The organism is Paenibacillus suaedae, assembly GCF_032337355.1.
GTDB lineage: Bacteria > Bacillota > Bacilli > Paenibacillales > Paenibacillaceae > Paenibacillus_B > Paenibacillus_B suaedae.
In genome coordinates this window covers 49,346-74,008 of the sequence record NZ_JAVYAA010000011.1, presented here as the reverse complement: position 1 = coordinate 74,008, position 24,663 = coordinate 49,346, and the positions used below count along the sequence as shown (strand labels likewise).

General features: G+C 48.8%; 21 protein-coding genes and 1 riboswitch. Of the genes, 9 read left to right on the top strand and 12 right to left on the bottom strand.

Going from position 1 to position 24,663, the window contains the following annotated elements; translation table 11 throughout:
• Positions 1-3: 3 nt before the first annotated feature.
• From cstA to RQP50_RS28085, 5 genes are all read right to left on the bottom strand, one after another.
• Complete coding sequence (gene cstA / locus RQP50_RS28105) at positions 4-1,800, bottom strand: carbon starvation protein CstA (RefSeq protein ID WP_072731853.1); 1,797 nt, start codon at positions 1,798-1,800, stop codon at positions 4-6.
• 208 nt (positions 1,801-2,008) lie between these two features.
• Positions 2,009-2,764, bottom strand: coding sequence for a LytR/AlgR family response regulator transcription factor (locus RQP50_RS28100; RefSeq protein ID WP_315747422.1), 756 nt, complete (start codon positions 2,762-2,764; stop codon positions 2,009-2,011).
• A complete protein-coding gene (locus RQP50_RS28095; RefSeq protein ID WP_315747421.1) occupies positions 2,739-4,529 on the bottom strand; it encodes a sensor histidine kinase in 1,791 nt (596 codons plus the stop codon). The genes RQP50_RS28100 and RQP50_RS28095 overlap by 26 nt, the downstream gene beginning before the upstream one ends.
• Positions 4,530-4,696: 167 nt before the next feature.
• Positions 4,697-6,373, bottom strand: a complete 1,677-nt coding sequence (gene argS / locus RQP50_RS28090; protein WP_072731848.1) for an arginine--tRNA ligase — start codon at positions 6,371-6,373, stop codon at positions 4,697-4,699.
• Between the two features lie 39 nt (positions 6,374-6,412).
• Positions 6,413-6,907 carry a DUF1934 domain-containing protein gene (locus tag RQP50_RS28085; RefSeq protein WP_065292895.1) on the bottom strand — a complete coding sequence of 165 codons (495 nt, stop codon included), beginning with the start codon at positions 6,905-6,907 and terminating at the stop codon, positions 6,413-6,415.
• A gap of 297 nt (positions 6,908-7,204) precedes the next feature.
• On the opposite strand from RQP50_RS28085, the gene RQP50_RS28080 reads away from it, so the two are divergent.
• The 3 genes from RQP50_RS28080 to mraY all read left to right on the top strand — a co-directional run bounded on the left by RQP50_RS28080 (position 7,205) and on the right by mraY (position 8,941).
• The gene (locus tag RQP50_RS28080) at positions 7,205-7,471 is read left to right on the top strand and encodes a hypothetical protein (RefSeq protein ID WP_315747420.1); all 267 of its coding nucleotides are present in this window, start codon (positions 7,205-7,207) and stop codon (positions 7,469-7,471) included.
• 163 nt (positions 7,472-7,634) lie between these two features.
• Positions 7,635-7,937, top strand: coding sequence for a hypothetical protein (locus tag RQP50_RS28075; RefSeq protein ID WP_315747419.1), 303 nt, complete (start codon positions 7,635-7,637; stop codon positions 7,935-7,937).
• 47 nt (positions 7,938-7,984) lie between these two features.
• Entirely contained in the window at positions 7,985-8,941 is a 957-nt protein-coding gene (gene mraY, locus RQP50_RS28070) for a phospho-N-acetylmuramoyl-pentapeptide-transferase (protein WP_315747418.1), read from the top strand.
• 68 nt (positions 8,942-9,009) lie between these two features.
• Here the strand turns inward: mraY and RQP50_RS28065 are convergent, their stop codons facing one another.
• The 3 genes from RQP50_RS28065 to speE all read right to left on the bottom strand — a co-directional run bounded on the left by RQP50_RS28065 (position 9,010) and on the right by speE (position 11,859).
• Entirely contained in the window at positions 9,010-9,972 is a 963-nt protein-coding gene (locus RQP50_RS28065; protein ID WP_072731873.1) for an alpha/beta hydrolase, read from the bottom strand.
• A 158-nt stretch (positions 9,973-10,130) separates the two neighbouring features.
• Positions 10,131-11,000 carry an agmatinase gene (gene speB / locus RQP50_RS28060; RefSeq protein ID WP_315747417.1) on the bottom strand — a complete coding sequence of 290 codons (870 nt, stop codon included), beginning with the start codon at positions 10,998-11,000 and terminating at the stop codon, positions 10,131-10,133.
• Positions 11,001-11,031: 31 nt separating this feature from the next.
• Positions 11,032-11,859, bottom strand: coding sequence for a polyamine aminopropyltransferase (speE, locus tag RQP50_RS28055; protein WP_315747416.1), 828 nt, complete (start codon positions 11,857-11,859; stop codon positions 11,032-11,034).
• A gap of 397 nt (positions 11,860-12,256) precedes the next feature.
• Between speE and RQP50_RS28050 the strand changes: the two genes are divergently transcribed.
• The gene (locus RQP50_RS28050) at positions 12,257-14,326 is read left to right on the top strand and encodes a transglycosylase domain-containing protein (RefSeq protein ID WP_315747415.1); all 2,070 of its coding nucleotides are present in this window, start codon (positions 12,257-12,259) and stop codon (positions 14,324-14,326) included.
• A 212-nt stretch (positions 14,327-14,538) separates the two neighbouring features.
• Here RQP50_RS28050 and abc-f read toward each other — a convergent pair whose 3' ends face one another.
• Both abc-f and RQP50_RS29425 read right to left on the bottom strand, forming a co-directional pair.
• Complete coding sequence (abc-f, locus tag RQP50_RS28045; protein WP_315747414.1) at positions 14,539-16,521, bottom strand: ribosomal protection-like ABC-F family protein; 1,983 nt, start codon at positions 16,519-16,521, stop codon at positions 14,539-14,541.
• Positions 16,522-16,625: 104 nt separating this feature from the next.
• Positions 16,626-16,778, bottom strand: coding sequence for an RAxF-45 family protein (locus RQP50_RS29425; RefSeq protein ID WP_394358445.1), 153 nt, complete (start codon positions 16,776-16,778; stop codon positions 16,626-16,628).
• Between the two features lie 256 nt (positions 16,779-17,034).
• On the opposite strand from RQP50_RS29425, the gene RQP50_RS28040 reads away from it, so the two are divergent.
• Positions 17,035-17,919, top strand: a complete 885-nt coding sequence (locus RQP50_RS28040; protein WP_021253452.1) for a LysR family transcriptional regulator — start codon at positions 17,035-17,037, stop codon at positions 17,917-17,919.
• Between the two features lie 186 nt (positions 17,920-18,105).
• Entirely contained in the window at positions 18,106-19,314 is a 1,209-nt protein-coding gene (locus tag RQP50_RS28035) for an NAD(P)-dependent malic enzyme (protein ID WP_021253453.1), read from the top strand.
• A gap of 103 nt (positions 19,315-19,417) precedes the next feature.
• On the opposite strand, the gene RQP50_RS28030 is transcribed toward RQP50_RS28035, so the two are convergent.
• Positions 19,418-19,918, bottom strand: a complete 501-nt coding sequence (locus tag RQP50_RS28030; RefSeq protein ID WP_021259752.1) for a YwhD family protein — start codon at positions 19,916-19,918, stop codon at positions 19,418-19,420.
• A 116-nt stretch (positions 19,919-20,034) separates the two neighbouring features.
• Here RQP50_RS28030 and RQP50_RS28025 point away from each other — a divergent pair, with 116 nt between their 5' ends.
• From RQP50_RS28025 to RQP50_RS28015, 3 genes are all read left to right on the top strand, one after another.
• Complete coding sequence (locus tag RQP50_RS28025) at positions 20,035-22,011, top strand: M1 family metallopeptidase (RefSeq protein WP_315747412.1); 1,977 nt, start codon at positions 20,035-20,037, stop codon at positions 22,009-22,011.
• A 4-nt stretch (positions 22,012-22,015) separates the two neighbouring features.
• Positions 22,016-22,837 (top strand): hypothetical protein, encoded by an 822-nt coding sequence (locus RQP50_RS28020; protein WP_021253456.1) that lies wholly within the window; start codon positions 22,016-22,018, stop codon positions 22,835-22,837.
• Between the two features lie 279 nt (positions 22,838-23,116).
• Positions 23,117-23,258: riboswitch (cyclic di-AMP (ydaO/yuaA leader) on the top strand.
• A gap of 3 nt (positions 23,259-23,261) precedes the next feature.
• Positions 23,262-23,741, top strand: a complete 480-nt coding sequence (locus tag RQP50_RS28015) for a C40 family peptidase (RefSeq protein ID WP_072731834.1) — start codon at positions 23,262-23,264, stop codon at positions 23,739-23,741.
• 299 nt (positions 23,742-24,040) lie between these two features.
• Here RQP50_RS28015 and RQP50_RS28010 read toward each other — a convergent pair whose 3' ends face one another.
• Positions 24,041-24,556 (bottom strand): serine protease, encoded by a 516-nt coding sequence (locus tag RQP50_RS28010; protein WP_315747411.1) that lies wholly within the window; start codon positions 24,554-24,556, stop codon positions 24,041-24,043.
• Between the last annotated feature and the right edge of the window lie 107 nt (positions 24,557-24,663).

The window sequence follows — 24,663 nt, the reverse complement described above, 5'->3', positions numbered from 1 at the left end:
GGTCTAGGAGGCCATTACCGGATCTAGCTTCGTTCGAGGCGTGTTCCACAACTCTGTCCACTTCTTGATTGCAGAGATGAGGATGATGACTCCGAGCACCATCATAATCATTGACAACGATGCATTCAGAATGCTGTAGCCCTTATTAGTTGGATTCAAGTACACATTGGATATCATCCATATTCCCGCATAGTTAACGGTTACGAACAAGTAAGCGAGCGGCACAAGACAAGTAAGTGCATACCAGCGCTTATCTGCAATCTTCATAATAACCGTAGCACCGATGATAAGACCGATGGAAGCCATCATCTGGTTCGATACCCCGAACAGCGCCCATACCGATCCAATATCGCCAGAGAAGAGCAGGTATCCCCACAAGAAGCAAGCAAGCGCACTAGCAAAGATGGAGCCAGGTACCCAATCTACTCGTTTCAATGGCTTATACACTTCTCCGAAGAAGTCTTGGATAATGTATCGCGCCACACGTGTTCCCGCATCAATTGCGGTCAGGACGAATACCGCCTCGAACATGATAACAAATTGGAAGAAGTACGACGAAAGCGATTCGAACCATGGGAACTTCGTGAAAATGTACGTCATGCCAACTGCGAGTGTTACAGCTCCACCCGTGCGGCCTTCCAAGTTCAAACCGATCTCTCGCGCGAGATCCGGCAAATGAACCACATTCATGCCCAGCGTCTTAAACGCTTCTGGCGTTGAGTTAATTGCGAAGTAATCAGCAGGCTGCAAGGCAGTTGCCGCTATAAGTGCCATAATCCCTACAACGCATTCAACCAGCATCGCGCCGAAGCCAACGACTTTAATATCGCTCCAGCGATCCAGCATTTTCGGTGTCGTACCCGATCCTACGAAGGCGTGGAAGCCAGAGATTGCTCCACAAGCTATCGTGATCGAGATGAACGGCCATACTGGGCCTGCCAGTATTGGGCCTCCGCCGTTGATGAATTCAGTTACGGCAGGGAATGGAATATCAGGATTGATAATGAACACACCAACGATAAGAGCAATGAATACTCCGATCTTCATAAAGCTGCTCAAGTAGTCGCGCGGTGCAAGGAGAAGCCATACAGGCAGTGCTGCCGCAAAGAATGCATATATCGGCAAAATAATTGCCAGCGTCTTCATATCAAAGGTCAACCATTGGCCAAGCGCGGTACCTTGAATGTAGGGACCCATAAATACACCGACCATCAAAAGTACAAAACCAACGGTAGAGGCAAGCTTCAAATTGCCTGTCTTCTTGTACCAAATCCCAACCATCATGGCAATCGGGATCGTGATGCCTACCGAGAAGGTTCCCCATGGATTGTGTTCAAGCGCATGGAGAACTACCATCGACAGACCCGCCATCGTAATCGTAATAATGAACAGCATCGCTAGGCCCGTACAGAAGCCTGCCACTGGCCCTAGCTCATCCTTCGCTACCTCAGAGAGCGACTTGCCTTGCTTGCGCATGGAAGCGAACAATACAACCGCATCATGTACAGCACCGCCGATAACGGCACCGATCAACAACCAGAGCAGCCCTGGCAGATAACCGAACTGGGCAGCTAATATCGGACCAACTAACGGCCCTGCCGCAGCAATGGCTGCGAAGTGATGACCGAAGGTCACCCATTTATTCGTCGGCACATAATCCTTGCCGTCATTTAATTCGTGCGCCGGAGTAGGCTTGGAATCGTCTAGCTTTAACACTTTGTTTGCCATAAATGTTCCGTAGAGGCGATAGGTGATCATCAAGATGCAAATCGAACCAATCACTATTGAAACCGCATTCATGATCGTCCACTCCTTTCGAGCTGTTGCTGTTATCTTACCTTATGAAAACAGCATTACCCTGTTTTCAAAGCAGAATGCCGCATGTCCATGATGAAGTGCACAAAAAAAGGATTGAAATGCAAACGATTTCAATCCTCTCTTCTATCCTTATTCGCCTCTTCTCCATCTCATACCAAAATTGATTGGATGATTAGTGAACGCCATTATTTTAAAATCCTAGAAGCTGCTTAAGTTCCTTCATATAGGTACGACTCACAGGCAAGCTGGATCCGTCCTGCATCTTCAGTTGGCATGTGGAGTGGAACCATGGCTCAATCTCTACAATGCGATCCACATTCACCAAGTAGGCCCGATGCACACGAATAATGGATGGGTGAATCAGCTTCCGCTCCAGTACACTAAGTGGTTCTCCTACACGATAGCGCTGTTCTGTAGTTGCGACGACTGTCTTTCCCTCTTCAAACCCGATGTACACGATGCGATCCACATGCAGAACAACAATGCGCTCATCCACCGTCGTAATGGCAAGCCGCTCTACCCGTTCTGTCGGGGTAGGCCGGGAATGTGATATTACCTCATTCTGCATCAATGTAACTGAACGCGAGCCCTGCTTCTCCAGCTTCTCGACGGTTAGCTGAATGCGCTGCTCATCGAACGGCTTTAGAATATAGTCAGCAGCGTTCAACTCGAAAGCACGCAGCGCATATTCATCATACGCCGTTGCGAATACAATCGCAGGTGGCTCATCCAACGCGCCCAACCGTTCTGCTGCCTCCAACCCACTCGCTTCGGCAAGTTGAATATCGAGAAATACGACGTCCGGACGCAGCGCCCCTATGCGCTTCAACGCCTCTTCCATCGATTCTGCCTCTCCTACAACGTCAACCCGTTTCGTGCGGCGAAGCAGATAACAGAGTTCGTCACGCGCTAGCGGCTCATCATCCACGATAAATACTTTCAACATCGATGTCCCCCCGTTCGCTATAATGAATCGGCAACGTAATCGTGACCGATGTCCCTTCTCTATGTGTACTATCGATTTGAATCGAGCCCCTGCTTCCATACAGTTCTTCTATTCGCTTCACAATATTGCACAGCGCTGTGCCTGTTCCTTCTGCAGACGGAACCGCCTCATTGCCAAGCGCGGCCATGGACTCTGGTGCTATGCCCTTCCCATTATCCTTGGTCGTAATCGTCACGCTAGCTCCATTCACCTGCGCCCGAATCGATACTATTCCTTGCGACAAAGTAAATCCCTTGGAGAAGGCATGCCGAATCGCATTCTCCACCAGTGGCTGAAGCGTGAATGGCGGTATTAGTACGTCCATAAGAGAACCGTCAATGTCCGTCTCTACGACATATTTGCCGGGGAATCTCGCCTGTTCCAATGACAAATACGCTTCCACATGCTCTAATTCCTTGTGCAGCGGGATAAGCATCTTACGTGCGCCCTGCAGATTGCTGCGGAAAAACACACTGAGCTGCTGCAGCAATTTGCGCGCCTTCTCCGAATCGGTGCGGCAGAGAACGGATATGGTATTGAAGGCATTAAATAGAAAGTGCGGGTGAACCTGAGCTTGCAGCGCCTTGATCTCCGCATCTTTTAGCAGCCGACTCTGCCGTTCTGCTTCCGCCAATTCCAACTGGGTGGAGAACAGCTTGCCAAGACCCTCTGCAAGCTCTCGTTCTACTCGATCCAGCCGTGAGGGCTGCTTGAAGTACAGCTTCAATGTGCCCACCGTACGGTCATGCACCTTAAGTGGTAATACGTATGCAGCTTGCAAAGGACAACTCGGCTCGAAACACTGAATCTCTTCTCGTGAGGATGCCTTATGAACAATGCCCTCCTCCAGCACTTGCTTCGTCAACTGCGTGGATATTCCATTCAACGGCACATGATGGTCGTCCCCCGCGCCCACGTGCGCAAGAATGTGATGCTCATCTGTAATGGAGATCGCGTCAGCATTCGTACCTTTCCATATGATCAACGCCGCTTCTCGGCATGAATCGCTATTTAACCCTTGACGGAAAAACGGCAAGGTCTGATCGGCGATATGAAGAGCGTTATGGGTCAACAGCGCCCGAGAGCGCTCCTCTTCCTCATAGATGGATTGAATAATCAGCATGAATAATAGAATGCCGAATCCATTGACCGCGACCATCGGCACACTAATCAGCTTGACGAGTTCCCAAGCAGAGCTCCAAGGTTCCGCTACGAGCAAGATGGTGCCCATCTGCGCACACTCCATCCCTATGCCGATCAACGCTGCATGCCATGCAGCATGCTTGCCTTGAATCATACGAAAGCGCTTTCCAACGAGCCCAGTGATAATACCGGCCATTATCGTCGATATCCCACAAGCAGCAGCGGTATAGCCACCAAGCGATAGGCGATGCAAGCCCGCAATTAACCCAACACCTGTTCCGACAAATGGACCGCCAAGCAGTCCTCCAATGACAACACCCATAATGCGTGTATTCGCAATGGCACTTCCCGTCTCTATATCCATATGCCAAGCTTGTGAATATACCGAGCTATTATGAATTTGCACACCAGTATAGTTGCTGATTACCCCAAACGCGCCGAACACGAAGATCAGCAGCCATTTCTCAGCTGTACCGTGTTCATTATGAACAATATGTCGAAATGACTTCATACGCGACAGCACAAATGCGATGATCAGTAATACGCCTACCCGCTCGATCATCAGCGGAAGCAAATACAGCATCCCGTCACCTACTTTCTCTCTAGCTCGATCCTCTCGATGGTTCTTGTTCTTATTCTACCGAACAACTAACTATTGTGGGAACAAGAAAAGCGTCCTGCAAGCTAGTTTCAGCTCACAGGACGCTCTATATTAGGCAATGAACATTGTAACTCTCGTTAGGCGCTGTCTTACATCTGTTCTGGAGCAGATACGCCAACCAGACGAAGTACGTTCGCAATTGTTGTACGAACAGCGCCGAGCAATGCTAGACGGGCTTGTGTCTGCTCTGCATCCTCTGTAATGACACGCTCTGCTCTGTAGTAGCTGTGGAAGAGCGATGCCAGCTCGTACACATAACGAATCAAACGATGTGGCGCATAGTCGCGGGCAGCAACCGCAATCTCTTCTGGAAGCTCACCCAGCTTGCGAAGCAGGTCGAATTCATGCTCTGCCGTCAGCTTCGCCAAATTCAGCTCATTCAACGGCTGCAACGCAACCCCTTGTTCTTCCGCCTGACGGTAAATGCTGCAAATACGCGCATGCGCATACTGTACGTAATAGACAGGGTTCTCATTGGATGTGGAGATCGCCAAGTCCATATCAAAGTCAAGGTGGGAATCCATCGAACGCATTGTGAAGAAGTAACGGATTGCATCAACGCCCACTTCATCCATCAAATCTTCCATGGTTACGGCTTTCCCCGTACGCTTGGACATTTTCACTTTCTCGCCATCTTGGAACAAGCTAACCATTTGCGCAATCAACACGACCAGCTTATCTGGATCATTACCGAGTGCTTCCATAGCCGCTTTCATACGTGGGATGTATCCATGGTGGTCAGCACCCCAAATGTTAATCATTTTGTCAAAGCCACGGCCGTATTTATCCATATGATACGAAATATCTGGAGTCAGGTACGTGTAAGAACCATCATTCTTCACCAATACGCGATCCTTGTCATCGCCGAATGTCGTTGTGCGCAGCCATGTTGCACCTTCATGCTCGAATACATGTCCGCTTGCACGAAGCGCATCCAGCGCCTTCGTTACTTCATTGTTCTCGTAGAGCGATGTCTCGCTGAACCATACGTCGAACGGAACACGGAAGCGATTCAAGTCGCGCTTGATTTTATCCAATTCCTTCGAGAGACCGTAAGTACGGAAATAACGCTCGCGCTCTTCCTCAGACAAGGACAGCAGACGTTCGCCCTCTGCTTGAACAAGCTCTTCCGCAAATCCCTTAATATCTACACCATGATATCCATCTTCAGGCATTTCTGCATCCTGTCCCAATGCTTGCTTATAGCGGCATTCAATCGATTTCGCAAGATTGTTCACTTGGTTCCCTGCATCATTAATATAATATTCGCGCGTTACTTCATAACCCGCGTAATCAAGCAGGTTGCACAATGCATCGCCGACAGCCGCACCACGTGCGTGTCCAAGATGAAGGCTTCCTGTAGGGTTCGCAGATACGAACTCCACCTGTACGCGTTGACCGCTGCCAGCCGCAATCCGTCCGTAGTCGCTGCCTTTTTCATTCACTTCGTGCAAGATGTCGTAAAGATAGCTCTTGTTCACACGGAAATTAATAAATCCAGGTCCAGCGATCTCTGCGCTTTCAATGGAAGCCGCTTCTTTGTTCAGGTTCTCGATGATCGCTTCAGCAATTTGGCGTGGATTGCGCTTCGCAATGCGCGTCAACTGCATCGCTGCATTGGATGCCAGATCACCGTGCGTCTTATCCTTCGGCACCTCAATAACGAACGCAGGAATATCCTCGCGCGCTACAAGACCTGCCTGTACGATTGCATCCTCAATTGCTTGCTTCACTTGATTGTTTACTCGTTCCATTACACTGCTCATATGTCTCGTTCCTCCTGCATCTTATCGTTCATGCCTGTTTCAGGCGGGTGTAATACGTAATTGAATATTGAATTTCCCCGTGCAGCGTTCTTCTATATATAATTGATACGACCACGCTATCCGCAATTCGTCGAATTGTAGCGGCCCTTCGAACGGCCAAGGCTTGTCCCAAGACAGCTTCGATGTCGCTGTTGTTAGAGGAAAGCGAATCGCAGATGAACGATAGTAACCATTCTGTCTCGCTCCAAGAGCAAATGTCTGCTCTGCTTCAACCTGTCCTCTACGCGTTAGCTTCACCTGGTTCTCACTCACCTTCAGTGTAACCTGTGTACGGCTCGCATCTTCGGCAGAATCACTTCGTCGCTTCACCCGCTCCGGCTGGGACTGAGTCTCGGTATAGCGAATATAGAAATGTGAACCCTTCCGATATAAATCGCCCCGTACGTGCTCCGTGACCCGTTCATCATCTTGTCGGCTGTCAATCGTGATAAGAACCGGCAATCTATCAGCCGCTTCCCTCTGATGCTCCGTCATTGTCAAGCTCCATTCTCCAAAGTCTGATTTCTAAATTATCCGGTATACGCCCGCCTTTTGCAACCTCCTTTTCCTATTTGCGCCCTAGGGATACAGCTAAGCATAGCAGGGACAATTAATCGACAATCTATGGCATAATACGATAACTTACGAATTTGTAAGGTTATACCTCAAGAAAGACGTGGAAATTCGAATCTTCCCTCAATTATAATGATAGTAGTAAATGATTCCTCGATTGTCCGCTGCTGCATAATTGCTCAGCTTATGTCATTATTTCGAGGAATATGGGGGCGATTTATGGTGGAATGGACGGTACTTCTAACTTGGTTAACGAACCATAGCGACTGGCTGCTCCTGATAACGCTCGTACTCCACCTAGCTTCGTCAGTATGGGTTGTTATCGACAGCATCCGCATTGAACAATCTGTCTTCTTTACAGTCGGCATGACGACCATTGTGGTCATCGCTCCGCTGTTCGGGCTATGCATTTATATGATGATTCGAAACACAAAACGAAACGCACATCGCAACCACCGTAGACGTATAGGAACCTCTGCAATCTAACGATACGGAATAGAACGGGAGCTGTCCTCGACAGCTCCTTTTTCACGATATGATCTATGCTTTATCTATTTTTCTCCCATCTTCTCTCATGCTAATCTTGTTGATAGAGAAATCCAGTGTTTATTATGAAGGAACCGCAACGCACAATCCATTTATTAGAGGAGTGACCCGACGTGCCAACCAAGTCAAGAAGGCGTACGCCAGTCGCCACAAGTTGGCGATGCGGCGTATGCTGTGCTTGTCGATGCAAGCTGCACAGCTGAAGCTGTCGCAAGGCGCCTACATCGACAAGCTGTCCTTCATCAGGGCAATATTGTGGCATGTTCCTTGTAAGCCGAATCAGGGACGGCCTGGTGCAGTCTATTTGTCATTCATTTATACAGATGCCGGCATTCGTAATGATGCTGGCATTTGCTGTTTTCACACCGATACAAAAGGAATATTTGTCCATTGGCTTGAATTATAATAAACTGTACTCAGCTATACAAAATACATACAAATAGGTGAATGTCTGTGAACCCTTCCTTATTAGGCATTTCGAGTGTATCTTTCCTGCTCGTTGCCGCATTGACCCCATTGCTCATCTGGGGATTGCGGACACTGAAGCTGACGCAGCCGATTCGAGCTGAGCTTCCGCCTGATCATCAAGCTAAGCGCGGCACACCGCTGATGGCCGGCCTTATCCTGATTATCGGTGTAATTACCTCTGTCTCCTATCACCCATCGCCAATGACGATGTTTCTGGCAGCGACGTTTCTGCTATTCGGTTCCGTTGGTCTAATGGATGACTTGAAGAAGGCCGTATTTCAGGATCCCTCCGGGATATCGGGCAAAGCAAAGCTTGTCTTCCAATTCTCCTTTACCGGAGTTCTGTTGTACGTGCTCATTCAGCATTTTGACGTCAGTACGACCATTGTGCTTGGGGGCGGGCTAACGCTCGATCTTCCTCTACTCGTGTATGTGCCAATTATGGTACTGTTCGTGGTAGGTTCGGCAAATGCGATTAACTTTACAGATGGTCTGGATGGGTTGCTTATCAATGTGTCGATCCCGACTTATTTCTTCTTCTTCCTCATATCCGATCATATGGAAGTGAAGATGTTCTCGCTCATCATGATTGCCTGTCTGCTTGGGCTGTTCATTTATAATATTTATCCTGCGCGTGCATTCATGGGGGATACCGGATCGCTCGCCATCGGCGGCTCCCTGTCATTCCTTGCGGTTCTCGAGAAGGTAGAGATCCTGATTCCGGTTCTCTTCTTCGTCTACTTGGCAGAACAACTGTCTGTTATTCTACAAGTATGGTACTACCGCAGAACGAAGCTGAGAATGTTCCGAATGGCGCCCATCCACTATCATTACTCGCTCAAATACGGTTGGAGTGAGAACAAGATCGTCGTTATCTTTGGCTTCATCTCGTGGGTCGGAGTGGGGATATGCTGGTTAGCTTGGAAGTTCCTCTTATCTTAACAGTTGTTGCACACGAAAGCCCTGCAGCCTTTTGAGGCGGCAGGGCTTCTGTTCATTGTGTCATTTCGTTAGGACGCCATAAACTTATCTGTGAATTCCCATACTTTATTCCAATATACCGCTCCAGCAAGATGAGCGCCGCCGTGTCCTGCACCCTTGATCACCAGCAGATCCTTCTCGACATTTGCCGCATCATATAACTCATGAACCATTTCATATGGAACGAACATGTCGGAATCCCCGTGAATGAATAGAATAGGAGTCTTGCTCTTTGCTACTTGCTTCAAGGCAGAGGCTTCCTGCAAGTCATAACCGGCTCTAATATTGGCGACCACATTGGAAGCCGTCATAATCGGGAAGGCAGGCAAATGAAATAGCCGTTTCAATTGGTAGCTGAATTCATCGTAAGCCGACGTGTACCCACAGTCCTCGACAATCACCTTGACATTCGCAGGAAGTTCTTCTCCCGAGGTCATCATAACCGTCGCTCCTCCCATGGAGACCCCATACAGGGCAATTTGAGACTCGGGGTTAGCTTCGACGATATGGCGAATCCAACCCATCATGTCTAGTCGATCATGCCAGCCCATTCCAATATAGGAGCCCTCGCTCTTTCCATGTCCTCGTAAGTCGACGAGCAGTACATGATAGCCTTTATCATAGAATCTCTTGACCGCATACGACATCTGCTTACCGGAGCTCGTATAGCCATGAACGACAATGGCCCACCTATTCGTGGGATTCTCTTGCCGATACTCATAGCCCTGCAGCTTCAAACCATCGAAAGAAGCTAACGTGACCTCGTCGTGATGCTTCGTTTCGATCCATTCTTTTGCCACCTCATTTCCTTGCGTCTCCTGTCCATCTACTTGCATCGTCGGAACCGCACGATCAAGATCCGGATTGTTGTCGAGGAACGGACGCTCCGTCTCCGGATTAAGCGCTATGTTGTAAAAATGATTCCCTATGAATCCTAATGCAACGATGATAATAATGAATACGGTTGTGATCGAAATAAGTAAAATCTTCATCTTACTCATTCTCATCCTCCCTTTCTCTATATTTTAAAGGGGACCGTAACGCATGTCTAAGCCCTGCCCTTTTGCTGCTTCTTACAAAAACAAGCGCACTTCCTCTGCTGCATGCAGATTCTGTGCGCTCGGACAATGCTTCTTTTTCCAGACCTACATTACTTTACGAACCCGAGCAGCATCTCACGAATGATTTTGCTCGCCGTAATCGGCGTTTGCTCGGTTGGATCGTAGATTGGCGCAACTTCCACCAAGTCACATCCAATAACATTGGCTTCCGAACGGGCAATCGAATGAACCGCTTCAAGCAACTCCTTCGACGTAATGCCGCCCGCTTCTGCCGTTCCTGTGCCAGGTGCGCAGCTTGGATCAAGCACGTCAATATCGATAGTGACATAGACCGGACGGCCAGCCAGCTCAGGCAGAACCTTCTTCAGAGGCTCAGCTACTTCGAACGGGAAGAAATTGATGTTCTCGCGAGCATACGTCCACTCTTCACGCGAACCAGAGCGGATACCGAACTGGTACACGTTCTTGCCGCCGATCATCTCAGCAGCCTTGCGAATTGGTGTGGAGTGAGACAAAGGCTCACCCTCATACTGCTCCCGCAAGTCAGCGTGCGCATCAATATGAATAATAGCGAGATCAGGGTAGTTCTTGTACACCTCTTGCAGGATAGGCCATGTCACTAGGTGCTCCCCGCCAAGGCCGATTGGGAACTTCCCATCGCCCAGCAGCTTGCCTACGAATTCCCCGATGATATCCAGGCTCTTCGCCGCATTGCCGAATGGCAGCAGCAAGTCGCCTGCATCGAAGTAATTCAATTCCTCAATGCTTCTATCGAGATACGGGCTGTACTCTTCCAAGCCTACCGATGCTTCGCGGATACGGCCTGGGCCGAAGCGCGATCCTGGGCGGAAGGACACCGTGTAATCCATTGGCATGCCATAAATGACGGCCTTTGCTCCTTCGTAATCATCAGAGCTGCAAATGAACACATTGCCCGAATATTTTTGATCTATTTTCATTGTCTACGCTCCTCCTTCTTCCTGCGCTATCTTATTTGCACAGATCCTCTACAAATTTAGGCAGACAGAAGGCTGCTTTGTGCAGACGAGAAGAGTAGTACTTCGTCTCCATTTCTGGAATCTGTGCTTCGTCCACTTGCAGCGGATCGTGCTGCTTGCTGCCCATTGTGAACGTCCAGAGACCGCTTGGATAGGTCGGAATATTCGCACCGTACACGCGTACGATCGGGAAGATTTCCTTCACGTCACGGTTCACCTGCTGGATCAAGTCCGCCTTGAACCAAGGGTTATCCGTCTGCGCTACGAACAGGCCATCTTCCTTCAAAGCATCATAGATGCCTTGGTAGAAGCCGCGTTCGAACAACGGTGCCGCAGGGCCTACCGGCTCTGTGGAGTCGACCATAATAACGTCGTATTCATTTTTGCTGTTCAAAATATGCATGTATCCATCATTCACGACAACTTCTACACGCGGGTTGTCCAGTTCGCCCGCAATTTCAGGCAAGTACTGCTTGGAGTATTCGATGACTTTGCCGTCGATTTCAACGAGAACTGCCTTCTCTACTCCAGGGTGCTTCATGATTTCGCGGATAACTCCGCCGTCGCCGCCGCCGACGACAAGTACTTTTTTCGGATTCGGATGAGTTACAAGGGCCGGGTGTGCCACCATCTCATGGTATACGAACTCGTCTTTGATCGTCGTCATAACCATGCCATCCAATACGAGCATCCGTCCAAATTCTTCGGTATCCAACATCGCTAAATGCTGAAACGGCGTTTGCTCCTCCACGAATGTTTCGCGGATTTTTGCCGTAATGCCAAAGGTAGGCGTTTGCTTCTCTGTAAACCACAATTCCATAACATCAACCTTCTTTCATAATCATGGTATCGTTGGCTTAGTTCCCGAAATGCTCGTAATGGTTCCTATGTGTAACATTCGTAACACTTCATCTCCATTTTGCACCAAACACAAAGTATTATATCGGTTCCCCCCCAAAATGCAATCATTTTCCGAAGTCAAGTTGAATATTTGCACAATTTTCAGAGCTATTAGAGCTCTGAAAGCTGCTTTATCACTGGATTATTGAAATTTTGACAAATGCTCTAGAATATTCTGTTTTTCATAGTTTTCAACCCTTTTACAGTTTGTGAACGGTGAATTTATTCTAGCAAAAAGGAATAACCTTCCTCCTCTTTTTCCATACTGAATGGTAACCACAAAATGGCCTGATGACGGTCGAACAGGAGGCGCTGCCATGCAGCGGTTAAGCGGCAAAAAGACTGAGAAAAAGCGGAAGCGCGGGTGGCGGCTATGGCTGAAAATCATTGGCGGTTCAATCGCGCTCCTTCTAGGTGCTTGCGGCATCCTGCTCGGGTATCTATATATGACGGATCTGCCTGTGTCTGATATGCAGAAGCCCTCCTTCATTTATGACAGCCAGGGGGCGGAACTTACATCACTAACAAGCGGGCAGAAGCAGCAGCATCCGGTTACGCTGACCGATATCGCTCCAGACGTCATTCATGCAACCATTGCCACAGAGGATCGGCAATTCTACCGTCATGTCGGGATCGACTTCAAAGGAATTGCTCGCGCAATGCTTGTCAATATCGAATCAATGTCCAAAAAACAAGGCGCCAGCACCTTGACACAGCAACTTGCCCGCAACCTGTATCTCAACCACGATCGGACATGGGCTCGCAAGGTGAAGGAAGCGCAATATGCACTTCAACTGGAGATGAAATACAGCAAGGACGATATTTTGGAGCAGTATTTGAATCAGGTATATTACGGCCATGGCGCATACGGTATCGAGGCCGCCGCTCAGCTCTACCTTGGCAAGAAGGCTCGTGACCTGACGCTGGCAGAGAGTGCAATTCTTGCAGGCATTCCACGCGGCCCAAGCTATTATTCTCCCTATTTCAATATGAAAAATGCGAAGGACAGACAAAAGGTTGTGCTTCAGGGCATGGTGGAGACCGGATACATCACCCAAGAGCAGGCACAGCAAGCCTACAATGAAACGCTGGCCATTCGACCGAGGGAGGAGCGAAGCGAGTTGCTTGTCGCCCCCTATTTCCGAGATTATGTCCGGCAGGAGCTCGATTCACTCGGCATTTCCGATCAAGCAATCGAGGCTGGGGGTCTGCGTGTATATACAACACTGGATAAACGGGCTCAGGCGGCAGCAGAGCAGGCTGTCGCCAAGTATATTCCTGCAGAAGGGGATTTGCAGGCTGCTCTTATCTCGATCGATCCACGCAACGGCTATTTGAAGGCGATGGTTGGCGGCAAGAATTATCGGCTAAATCAATATAATCGTGTATTCGCCAACACGCGCCAGCCTGGATCATCCTTCAAGCCGCTGGTCTATCTAACAGCACTCGAGAAGCGAGCCATCACAGCGGCGACTCACTTCGTCAGTCAGCCGACTTCATTCACGTATGACAATGGCAGACAGCAATATAAGCCAAGTAATTATGGCGGTAAATATTATGGCGAGATCGATCTGCGCCGCGCCATTGCTGTGTCAGACAATATTTATGCGGTAAGTACCATTATGCAGATTGGCCCTGAGCAGGTGATCTCCCTTGCGCGGCGGCTTGGCATCGACAGTGACATGAAGCCACTCCCCTCTCTTGCGCTAGGTACATTCCCAGTAAGTCCGCTGGAGATGGCGGCCGCATACGGTGTGTTCAGTAATCAAGGCAAGCGTGTGATCCCCCGCTCCGTCTTAAAGGTCACCGACAGCGGCGGCAGTGTCCTATACGAGGCTCCACCGATTCAACAAGAGCAGGTAGTCAATCCAGCAGATGCGTATGTGCTCACCAGCCTGATGGAGAGCGTATTCGAAACCGGTGGAACAGGCAGCCGCGTAGCGACCAGCATGAAACGCCCTGTCGCCGGCAAGACAGGAACGACGGATACGGACGCTTGGATCGTCGGATATACGCCGGAACTCTCAACTGCCGTCTGGGTCGGCTATGACAAGGACAGAATGATATCCGTTACGGAATCTCATAAGGCAGCGCCTATATTCGCTGAATATACCGAACAGGCATTGTCCAACGTCCCACCTAAAATATTTGCCGTTCCGGACAATGTAGTTAGCGTCTATATTGATCCGGATACTGGGAAGCTCGCAGGAGATAACTGCCCGAATAAACGCCTGGAGACATTCGTAAGTGGAACCGAGCCCACCGCTTGGTGCGATCTTCATGTTCAATCCCCGACAGACCAGAGGAAATACGAAGAGAAGCGACCAACGAAAGAGCTTGAGAAACGTTCGTGGTGGCAGCACTTGAAGCGCTGGTGGGGGGATTAAGGAACGGTATCTATGTGAAACGAGGCTGTCCCAGAGTCCCAGCAATTTGATGACCTATTTCGATAGGAACACGTATGAAAAAAAGACGCTTCCCTTCCCACGAATCCAGTGGTTTGGGAAGCGTCTTTCTATTTTTAGTGGGGCCTGATTCCATTGTTATTGACCCTGCAGAACGGCGGATTCCATTGTTTGTTGATTTCTAGGCAAATCCACTATTCCTCCATAGATAGCCACCCAGCATACAACTCTTCGAGTTGCTGCCGCAGTTCTTGCTGCTTGGCCATCAACAGCGTCCAATCTACCTCCTGATCGGTCTGCATGGACAAGGCAGCCATCTCCTCGTCCAGTTGTCGCAGCTGCTCCTCTACTAGCGCAATGTCCCGCTCCCATTGGGGTGCAGTCTGTCCCTTCCGCGTCACTTGCTTCGGAAGCACGTCATCTGCATGTCTCTTAGCAGGATCGCTTGCCTTCGAATCTTGCTGCTGCGACTTCCTCTCTACCGTGTTCACATCCGTATGTGCACCAGTAGACACCGCCCCCAGCTGTCGTGAGTGATCCATCCAGGTCTGCAGCTTCTCCCGGCATTCATCATAGTTCCCAATATGCACAGACAATCTTGCCTGCTCCAGCACCCACAGCTTGCTTACAACCCGATTAATGAAATAACGATCATGCGAGATAACTAGAAGTGTACCTGGAAAGTTCTCCAACGCTTCCTCCAATGCTTCTCTGGAGTCGATATCCAAATGGTTGGTTGGTTCATCGAGCAGGAGCAAATTCAGCTTCCGGTACATGAGCAGAGCCAATCGAAGTCTGCTCCATTCTCCTCCTGACAGCTGCGCAATTCGCTTGAACACATCCGCTCCATAGAACAGGAATCTAGCCAGTTCTCCCCTAGCCTCTCCCTCTTCCATGGCCACTTCCTCACAGAAATATCGAAGAACCGTCTTATTTTCGGAAGGCGGAGCTTCCTCCTGCGCCAAATAGCCAACCTCCACACGCGAACCGACTCGGAGATCTCCGCCATCTGGATCAACCTGGCCAAGCAGCATCTTCATCAAGGTACTCTTCCCAGCACCATTGCTGCCAAGCAATGCTGTACGCTCGCCGTACAGCAGAAGCCCGTTCACCCCGCTAAGCAGCTTGCGCTCCCCATATGCCTTCGTAACCCCATCCAGCACGAGCACTTGCTTGCCAGAACGATCCTCCTGCTTCAGCTTCAAATCCATCGTCTTCCGCTCCAATATCGGACGCTTGAGCTTCTCCATACGATCGAGCGCCTTCTGCATCGATGCTGCCCGGCGATGAAATCCTGGATTCGGCGGATTCGCACGATTCCCCCATTCGATCAGCTGCTTAATTGTATCCTGCATCTTCTTAATCTTCTTCTGCTGCTCTTGATAGCTAGCGAATTGCTGCAGCAGCCGTTCTTCCTTCTCCTTCTGATAGCCGGAATAGTTCGTATGATAAATGAACGCTTCCCCATCTTCGATCTCAATCATTTTGCCTGCAACTCGATCCAGGAAATAACGATCATGCGAGACAATCATTACCGCTCCCGAATAAGCCAGCAGGAAGGATTCCAGCCATTCGATGGCCGCCATATCCAAATGATTCGTTGGTTCATCAAGCAGCAGAATGTCAGGCTGCCTCAGCAGCAGCGCTGCCAGGCCGACCTTCGTCTTCTCTCCCCCAGATAACGAGGAGAAGGGGCGGCTATATTGCTCTTCCGCGATCCCGAGTCCTGCACTGATCCGCCGAATCGAGGCCTCCATTTCATAGCCGCCTGCCCGCTCGAATTGCTCCATCATCTGTCCATACTGCTGCAGAATATGGTTCAGTTTCTTCTCATCTGCAGAGATAGCAGGGTCGGACATGGTCACTTCCACCTGCTTCATTTCTTGCTCTAGGCGGCGCACTTCCGCATAACTCTCAGCCAATACATCATATACAGAAGCGGATTCATGGGCAGAAGGTACCTGATCGAGCAATCCAATTGTCGCGCCTTTGCGGATAAACAGATCCCCTTGATCCGGTGTGGATGTCCCGCTTAGCATCTGCAAAATTGTTGTCTTCCCCGTTCCATTGCGGCCAATCAGTCCAACCTTTTCTCCGTCTTTTACTTCAAATGACACATCTGAGAGCACCAAGTTTGCTCCGTAATATTTTTTCACATGCCATAGGCTAATGATCATGTCGATATCCCCCTCGGGGCGTGAGCAAGACGCTGCCTCCCGGTCTGGAACAAAAAAAGGCTGCAGGGAAAAATCCCTACAGCCCTAAATAAACCTAAATCCGATCAGGTTAAGGCAGGAGAGTCTTCACGCCGTATTGTCGTATTCGTATTAGTAAAAATGGACACACGTATCCCGTTGAGAACTACATCATGAGTAATTCCAAACATTGCCATTGGAAGTTGGCTAATACGAATGTTCGGCGTATTGAAATTCATCTCCTACCTCACCTCCTGTTCCTGTTCTTCAGTCCGAAGAACATGTTATTCATATATATTACCACATTTTAGAATATCGGTAAAGGGACAGCTGGATACCCTGCCCAACCCCTACTTGCTTCCCTTAGGATCATCTTGATGTACAATGGTTATACCTAAGTTCATTCTTTTGTAATCTTTATCCATCGAAGAACGTCTTCGTTTCTTGTAGAATAGGACTCGCATCGGATTATCATATCGGAGGGAACCAAGCATCATGAATTTGCGGGAACTTGAATATTTCAAGGCCGTTACTGAACAGCATAGCTTTACAAAAGCAGCTGAACAGCTGTATGTGTCCCAGCCTTGCATTACAGCCGCTGTAAATCGGCTGGAGGAATTTCTAGGTGTGCAATTGCTCGAACGCAATAAGAAAGAGAAGGCTGTGCATGTCACGCCGCAGGGGGCGTTATTTCTAGCCAGAGTCGATAACATTTTGTCTGAAATTGATGAAGCTATTGTAGAAGTTCGTAATTATAACAGCTCCAACATTCATTTTGGCTTGCCGCCAATTATCGGAGCCTATCTGTTCCCTTCCATGTTCGCTTACATAAGGAAGCGGTATCCGCATGTGCAATTTAAAGTAACCGAGTACGGTTCTCGCATTACAACAGAGCTGCTGCAAGAGGGTAAGCTGGATTTAGGCATTATCGGACAGGCAGATCAAGAACCAATCTCCGATCTCCATTCTGTGCTGCTCTATGAGGATCACTTAAACGTGTGTGTGCCTGACACTCACCCACTCGCGACTCGAGAGTCCATATCCATTGCTGAACTCAAGCATGAACATTTTATCGTGCTGACGGAAGCTTATGTACATCATGAACAACTGATGCTCGCTTGTGGAACATACGGATTCAAGCCGAATATTGTATTTGAATCAGATGAAATTCAAACCGTTAAGTCGATGGTAGCCAGTGGGGCAGGCATTTCCCTAATCGTCTCTATGGCGGTCAAAAATATGCCTGGTCTTGTAGCCATACCACTTGAGGATCCGTTGTACTTCTATATTTATTTATGCTGGAAGGAAGGACATCATCTGTCGCAAGACTGCCTCAGCATGATCGAGTGCATGCGCCAGCTCCCACTTCAAGAAGCATAACGCCGAACGGATAAATAACAGAGGACATAACTTCCATTTCGTTACTATAAATAAAATTTATTAGCTTATATGCGGAACGTATTTCCCTTTTCCCCACTAACGTAGCACAATGGTAGCATGGGGCTTGCGGGGCTTATGTTCAGCAGCGAGTCTCCTTGGAATGATAAACAGGGAGCTGATTGTAGTATGCCAGTCGCACTGGACATCAAAGAAGAGTCGTTGCAACTTCATAAGAAGCTGCACGGCAAGATTGAAGTGACTAGCAAAATTGAGGTGACATCCCCAGAGGATCTGAGCCTTGTATATACACCAGGGGTGGCTGAATCATGCCGCCTGATTGCAAATGATGCGAATGCTGCCAACGAGTATACGTCACGTGGCAACATGATTGCCGTTGTGACAGACGGTTCGGCCGTTCTCGGCCTCGGCGACATCGGCCCCTATGCGGCTATGCCGGTCATGGAGGGCAAGTGCATGCTCTTCAAGCAGTTCGGCAATGTCGATGCCTTCCCAATCTGTCTATCCACGCAAAGTGTAGATGAGATCGTGAACATCGTCAAAAATATGGAGCCTACCTTCTCCGGTATTAATCTGGAGGACATATCGGCACCACGCTGCTTCGAAATTGAACGGCGCTTAAAGGAAGAAACGAATATCCCCGTCTTCCATGACGATCAGCATGGCACTGCTATCGTGCTGCTCTCTGCGTTAATCAATGCACTGAAAGTGGTAGATAAGCAGATGGAGGACGTACGCGTTGTCATCAATGGCGCCGGCTCTGCAGGCATTGCCATAGCGAAGCTGCTGTTGAAGGCAGGCATTCAGCATGTTGCCCTAGTGGATCTGAAGGGCGTAGTATGCGAAGGCGAGGAATGGATGAATCCTGCGCAGGCAGACATGGCGAAGGTAACGAATCGCGGACATCTACGCGGTACGCTGACCGATGTTGTACGCGGAGCAGATGTATTCATCGGGGTATCCGCACCGAAGGTGCTGACGCAGGAGCATGTGCGCTCCATGAATGTGAAGCCGATCGTATTTGCAATGGCGAATCCAACGCCGGAGATCTTCCCGGACGAAGCGCTTGCTGCTGGAGCGGCAGTAGTATGTACAGGTCGTTCGGACTTCCCGAACCAAGTGAACAACCTGCTCGCTTTCCCTGGCATCTTCCGCGGCGCACTCGATGTTCGTGCTATAGATATTACGGATGATATGAAGCTGGCGGCAGCCCGCGGTATTGCGGCTATCGTTACCGATGCAGAGCTCAGCCCGACGTATATTATCCCGAACCCGCTCGATAAGCGTGTCGTGCCTAGCGTTGCATCTGCGATTGCTCAGGTTGCGATCGAAACAGGAGTCGCACAGGTGAAGAAGATGCCTGTATATCGCGTCTAAGTCACCTTGTTGTAATGAGTGAACTCATCTCTATAATAATAGAAGGCCGCTGCACCGATCACGAGATCGGAATAGCGGCCTTCTTTAGATGTAAATGATTATGCTAGGCAAGCTGTGCCTTCACTTCTTCTGGCGTACGCTCCCACCACTCAGCATTGTGCGTCATAAGCAGCTCACGCAGCGCTGCCTTGTCTTCTGTATTCAGCTCTTCGACGAGCACGCGGCGCTTCATTGCATAGTCCATCCGATTGACGTGGTCTGCGAGCATCTTCCAGCCGCGCTTTGCCTCCGTGTCGATCAGCATTTCACAAGCAGCCAAGCCGCCGTAGAACGCACCTTCCGCAGAACGATCGACTGCCACCCATACGATCCAGCATTGGCGGCCATTCGGAACATCCTCTTTATTCGTAGAGAACTTAATTCCACGCTCCACCTTACTCTTCGCATGCATCGCGCCTAGATCGATGTACGCCGTTCCTTCATCGATGATGACGGGCGACACGTTGTTCAGATCGATACTACCCGAACCAAATCCTTTATGCTTACCACTGCTCATTACGTTCAATGCCAGCGGCTTCTTTACTTTCTTATCTGAAGATTCCATTTCGTCATGCGCTCCTTCCTTACCACGTACTCAAAATCATTTTCATTTTAGCTAATAATCTGCAAAAAGCCAACATATACATGCTGTAGATGCTTGTCAACGGGAGGTAAAAACGTATGATCCGAAGCAATGTATATCGCCGGCTTCTATTCACTGCCTTGTTCCTAGCCGCCTGCAGCTTCCTCCTCGTTCGGTTCTGGCCGTCTGGATCCGTTCCGTCCCTTGGACCCGAGGTGAACAAGCAGGCGGTTCAGGAACCCATTACGCAGCAAGCCGTGGAGACCCCCAATGCGGAGGTACTGAGTGAGCGTATTGCCGAATACCATATTGAAGTTAAACTGGATGAGTCTACACATACCCTTATCGGCAAGCAAACCGTAACTTGGACCAATCCTGGGAGATCGACTGTCAATGAACTGTTCTTCCACATGTATCCGAACGCTTTCCGTTCGCCCGATACCACCTTCATGAAGGAGTCTGGCGGAAAATTGCGGGAAGACAAGTTCCCTGCGGATGGATATGGCAGCATGACGCTAAAATCGTTATCCACGGTTGACGGTATGTCCCTGATGAACCGGGTACAGTACATTCAGCCAGATGACGGAAACGCGAAGGATGAGACGCTTCTGAAGCTGCGTCTTACCAAGCCAGTACGAAGTCAAGAGAAAGTCACACTTCGCATGGATTTTGAAGTAAAACTGCCGAAAATATTTGCACGTATGGGATACGCCGATAATTTCGTGATGGCTGGCCAATGGTTCCCTAAGATTGCTGCCTATGAAAAGGCAGGGGTACGCGGCCGGGCATCAGAAGGCTGGGATCTGCACCAATATCACGGTAATTCCGAATTTTACTCCAATTACGGCATTTACAGTGTACGCATTCAAGTACCCGACAATTACATCGTAGGCGCTACAGGCTTTCCAACGAAAACCCCTACGATAGCAGACAGAAAGAAATTTTATCAATTCTATGCGGATGATGTTCATGATTTCGCGTGGGCCGCATCTCCAAACTTTGTCTATTTTGAAGAGCCGTTCTCTTCTAGCCAAGTACCAGGGGTTCGTATCAAGTTATATTTAGACCCGAAGCATAAAGATTTGAAGGAGCGTTATTTCTACGCTGCGAAGACGGCTCTGTCCAAGTTCAGCGAATGGTACGGCAAATACCCGTACTCTACCTTGTCCATTATCGTGCCTCCTAAATTGGGCAACGGAGCTGGAGGAATGGAATACCCGACCTTGATTACAGCATTCGGTGCAGAAGATGAGAGTCCAGGTTACGATTTAGAACGTACCGTCGTTCATGAGATTGGACATCAATACTTTTATGGACTTCTCGCCTCAAACGAATTCGAGGAAGCATGGCTCGATGAAGGGTTCACTTCCTATGCAGAAGACAAGCTGATGGAGCAAGAATTCGGAGTACTTCCAAATAACGCAATACAAGCCAGCTACATCACAGATCCGGCTCCACTGAAGCTGAATGCATGGCGCTACAAAAATCAAAATCATTACGCAGAAAATGTGTACATGCGTGCCAAGCTGGTGCTGCTTGCAATCGAGAAGCAGGTCGGGGAAAAAATGATGAGCCGCATTATGAGAACTTATACGCAGAAGTACCGTTTTAAGTACCCAACTACATCAGACTTTCAGCGAGTCGTTGAGCAGGTAACTAACCGCAAGTGGAATGATTTCTTCCAACAATATGTGTACAACGGCATGATGGCAGACTTCGCCGTGGAGAACATTGATTCACGTACGATTGAATCGAATGGGTCTACCCAATATGAAGCGACTGTCCATATCCGCAAGCTCGGTGCCAATTATCCATCCATTCCGATCGTATTCGGGTTCTCGGATGGCACGACGACTCGCAAGGGATGGAATGGAGAGGGAGACCGCATTCAATATACCGTCACCCATAAAGCGCCGCTCAGCTGGGTCATGGTTGATCCTCTATATTCGATTGTCGTTGAGAACAAGCACATCAATAATTATATGCGTGCTCATGTCGATGAACCTGTCCGTACACGAGTTAATTTATCCGTCATCAAGGTAATCGAAGCTGTTACGAACATTTTGGGGTGGTGATAGTGTGAAGGCTTATGTGCGTTCAGGCTGGAATTGGTGCAAAGAGCACATCTATATATGGGTCATTCTATTCTTGTACCAACTGTTATGGGGGTTCTTCCTCTATCGCTTCGTCGATGGAGTGGTAACACCTATCCTGCGCCGTTACCCAGATCCAGCACCTACCGAGATGAGCAGGCAGCTCTTTCTGACCGAAAGCCAGTTCTATCTAATGAAGACGAATGACTATTTCCCTTACTTATGGGCTATCCTCGGATTCGTTGCCGTCCACATGCTGCTTACCCCCTTCATTCACGCGGGTGTATTCCATGCTATGTCACGGCCCAAGCAGCAGGGGCTTGCCTTCTTCCAAGGGATCAAGCTCGCTTGGAAGCCAATGCTTGTCCTCTATCTACTCGAGACACTGCTCATTATCGCACCAGCTATATGGTTCGTTCCTTATGCGGCGCATGCCCTGTCCACATCGGCTTCTCTATCTTCCTTACTCGTGGCAGTGGCACCGTTCGTAATCGCTTGGTTCATTGGCGGCTGGCTTGTTCATCAATTGTTCTTATTCCTTAACTTCGGCGCTGCCTCAGAAACACCATTAATTCGATCTGTGACAGCCGGAACTCGTCGCTTGCTTCCCATTCTAGGATTGTCACTTCTCTTTATTGGTATCACCATTGGCGTAGGCATATTGTCCACAACCGCGGCGGCCGTGTTCACCGGAATTACCGCACTCATTATTCAACAGGCATTGCCTGCCATTATGACTATACTTAAAATGTGGGGATTGTCTGCACGCCACGCTGTCTGGCAGGAAGCAGAGCAACAGATGAAATAATGAGGGTTCTGATTGAACGCAATTTAGTTACAGAGTTACAAAGTTACAAAGGGTTACGATGATATTGAAGCAGCGTAACCTAACAAAATGAATTAAAAAACTTGTCTATCAGCGAAAAAAACGCTGATATGACAAGTTTTTTTCGTGTCAAGGACAAAAAATATTTGTCAAAGGAATTTCCGTCTGTTACAATAAATCTAGATTTATTACAACTTTGTCATGAAAGCGGCACTAACTCTTGCAAAATTGTTACTATCGCACGCAGCAATACATAATCCTAAAACCAGAATGCCGAGTTTCCGGGCGGACCGGAAAGCGGGGGAACCAGTTTTTACGGGTGAATTGATCTTGTAACACAGGGATCATAGGGGTCCTTCAACCGAACCCTCCAGCTAACCTCGCAGGCACGGAAGGAGCTTTCCCTTTGAAGAAGAAGCTAGTTACAGCGGTGCTCGGACTGAGCGTTCTGTTTACTTCGTTCAGTGCAGGCAGCACATTCGCAGCATCCAAAATGGACAACACGATTGAAGGTTTGCTTGGCATTTCGTACAAGTATGGTGGTACAACAACGAAAGGCTTTGACTGCTCCGGATTTACGAAGTACGTGTTCAACAAGTTCGAAATTGATCTTCCTCGCACATCTTCGTCGCAATTTGACTCTGGTGAGAAAGTTAGCAAAGACGAGCTTCGTCCAGGAGACCTGGTCTTCTTTGACACAAGCGGCGGCAACGGTGTATCGCATGTCGGCATTTACGTAGGCAACAACAAATTCGCACACGCTTCGACAAGCAAAGGTACACGCATCGACAGCCTTAGCATGGACTACTATGAGCAGCGCTATGTTGGTGCTCGTCGCGTAATGAGCGAAAATGACTTTTCTTCTATCGCTACAGACAATCAATAGGTTGGAAGTTTCCTGCACTCTTATAATGATATGAACGACTACATAACCCGATGAGAAGCGCCCCGCGCCTTTTCGTCGGGTTGTTTCATGCTATCCCCTTTATCCCCGCTCAACTTCAGCTTCTTTATCCTATGCATCTCTGCATGTCAACGATTCATACTTTTATCTATCTTTACGAAATATTTCTTTTTCAGTTTCAACCATTTTCATCGCCATTAAACAACACAAGGACATGCGCTTGTGCGCATGTCCCGATATCTTGTCTGGATATTCACTATTTTCGCATAGACGCTTCTAATTTACTTGACTGACCCATTCGATTCTTGAAATTTCGCCTTAATCTCTTCTGGTGTGAGCCCATCCACCTCTGCTCGATGCTTTTCTTCCTCGTGCTGAAGCTGAGTCTGACGATCCTCGACATGCTTCCCATTATTGTGATGTTTCTCGTGGAACAGTCGTCCTTTTATGCCTAATTTCTCGCGTAATTCCTGGTGAATTTGCTTATTGCTTTTGCCTTCTGTCGAAATTCCGTGTTTCTTAGCGAGCAATTGAATCTTCTTCTCGCGCAGCTGCTTCATCTCTGCACGAATCTCCTTCATTTGTGCCTGTACTTGTTCTAATTGCTTATCCGTCTCCGTGCTCTGCTGATTCGGCTGTACTACAGCTTGAGATGAAGTGACCACTCGTACAGCAGCTTGCTCTCTGCTCTTATCTGTTGCAGCATCTAGCGCAGTTCTGCTTTGCGCTGCTGCAGGTGAAGCCATCAAGAGAAGCATTAGGCACGTCCACGCTGCTACGGTTGAATTGCGTTTCATAGGTTCCACCTCCTTATGTAAGGGATGGCTATAGTATGTTCGTAATTCCTGAAATGAAACTGAAAATAAGCTAAATATTCACTTAGAGAGAATGAAGCACTTATCCA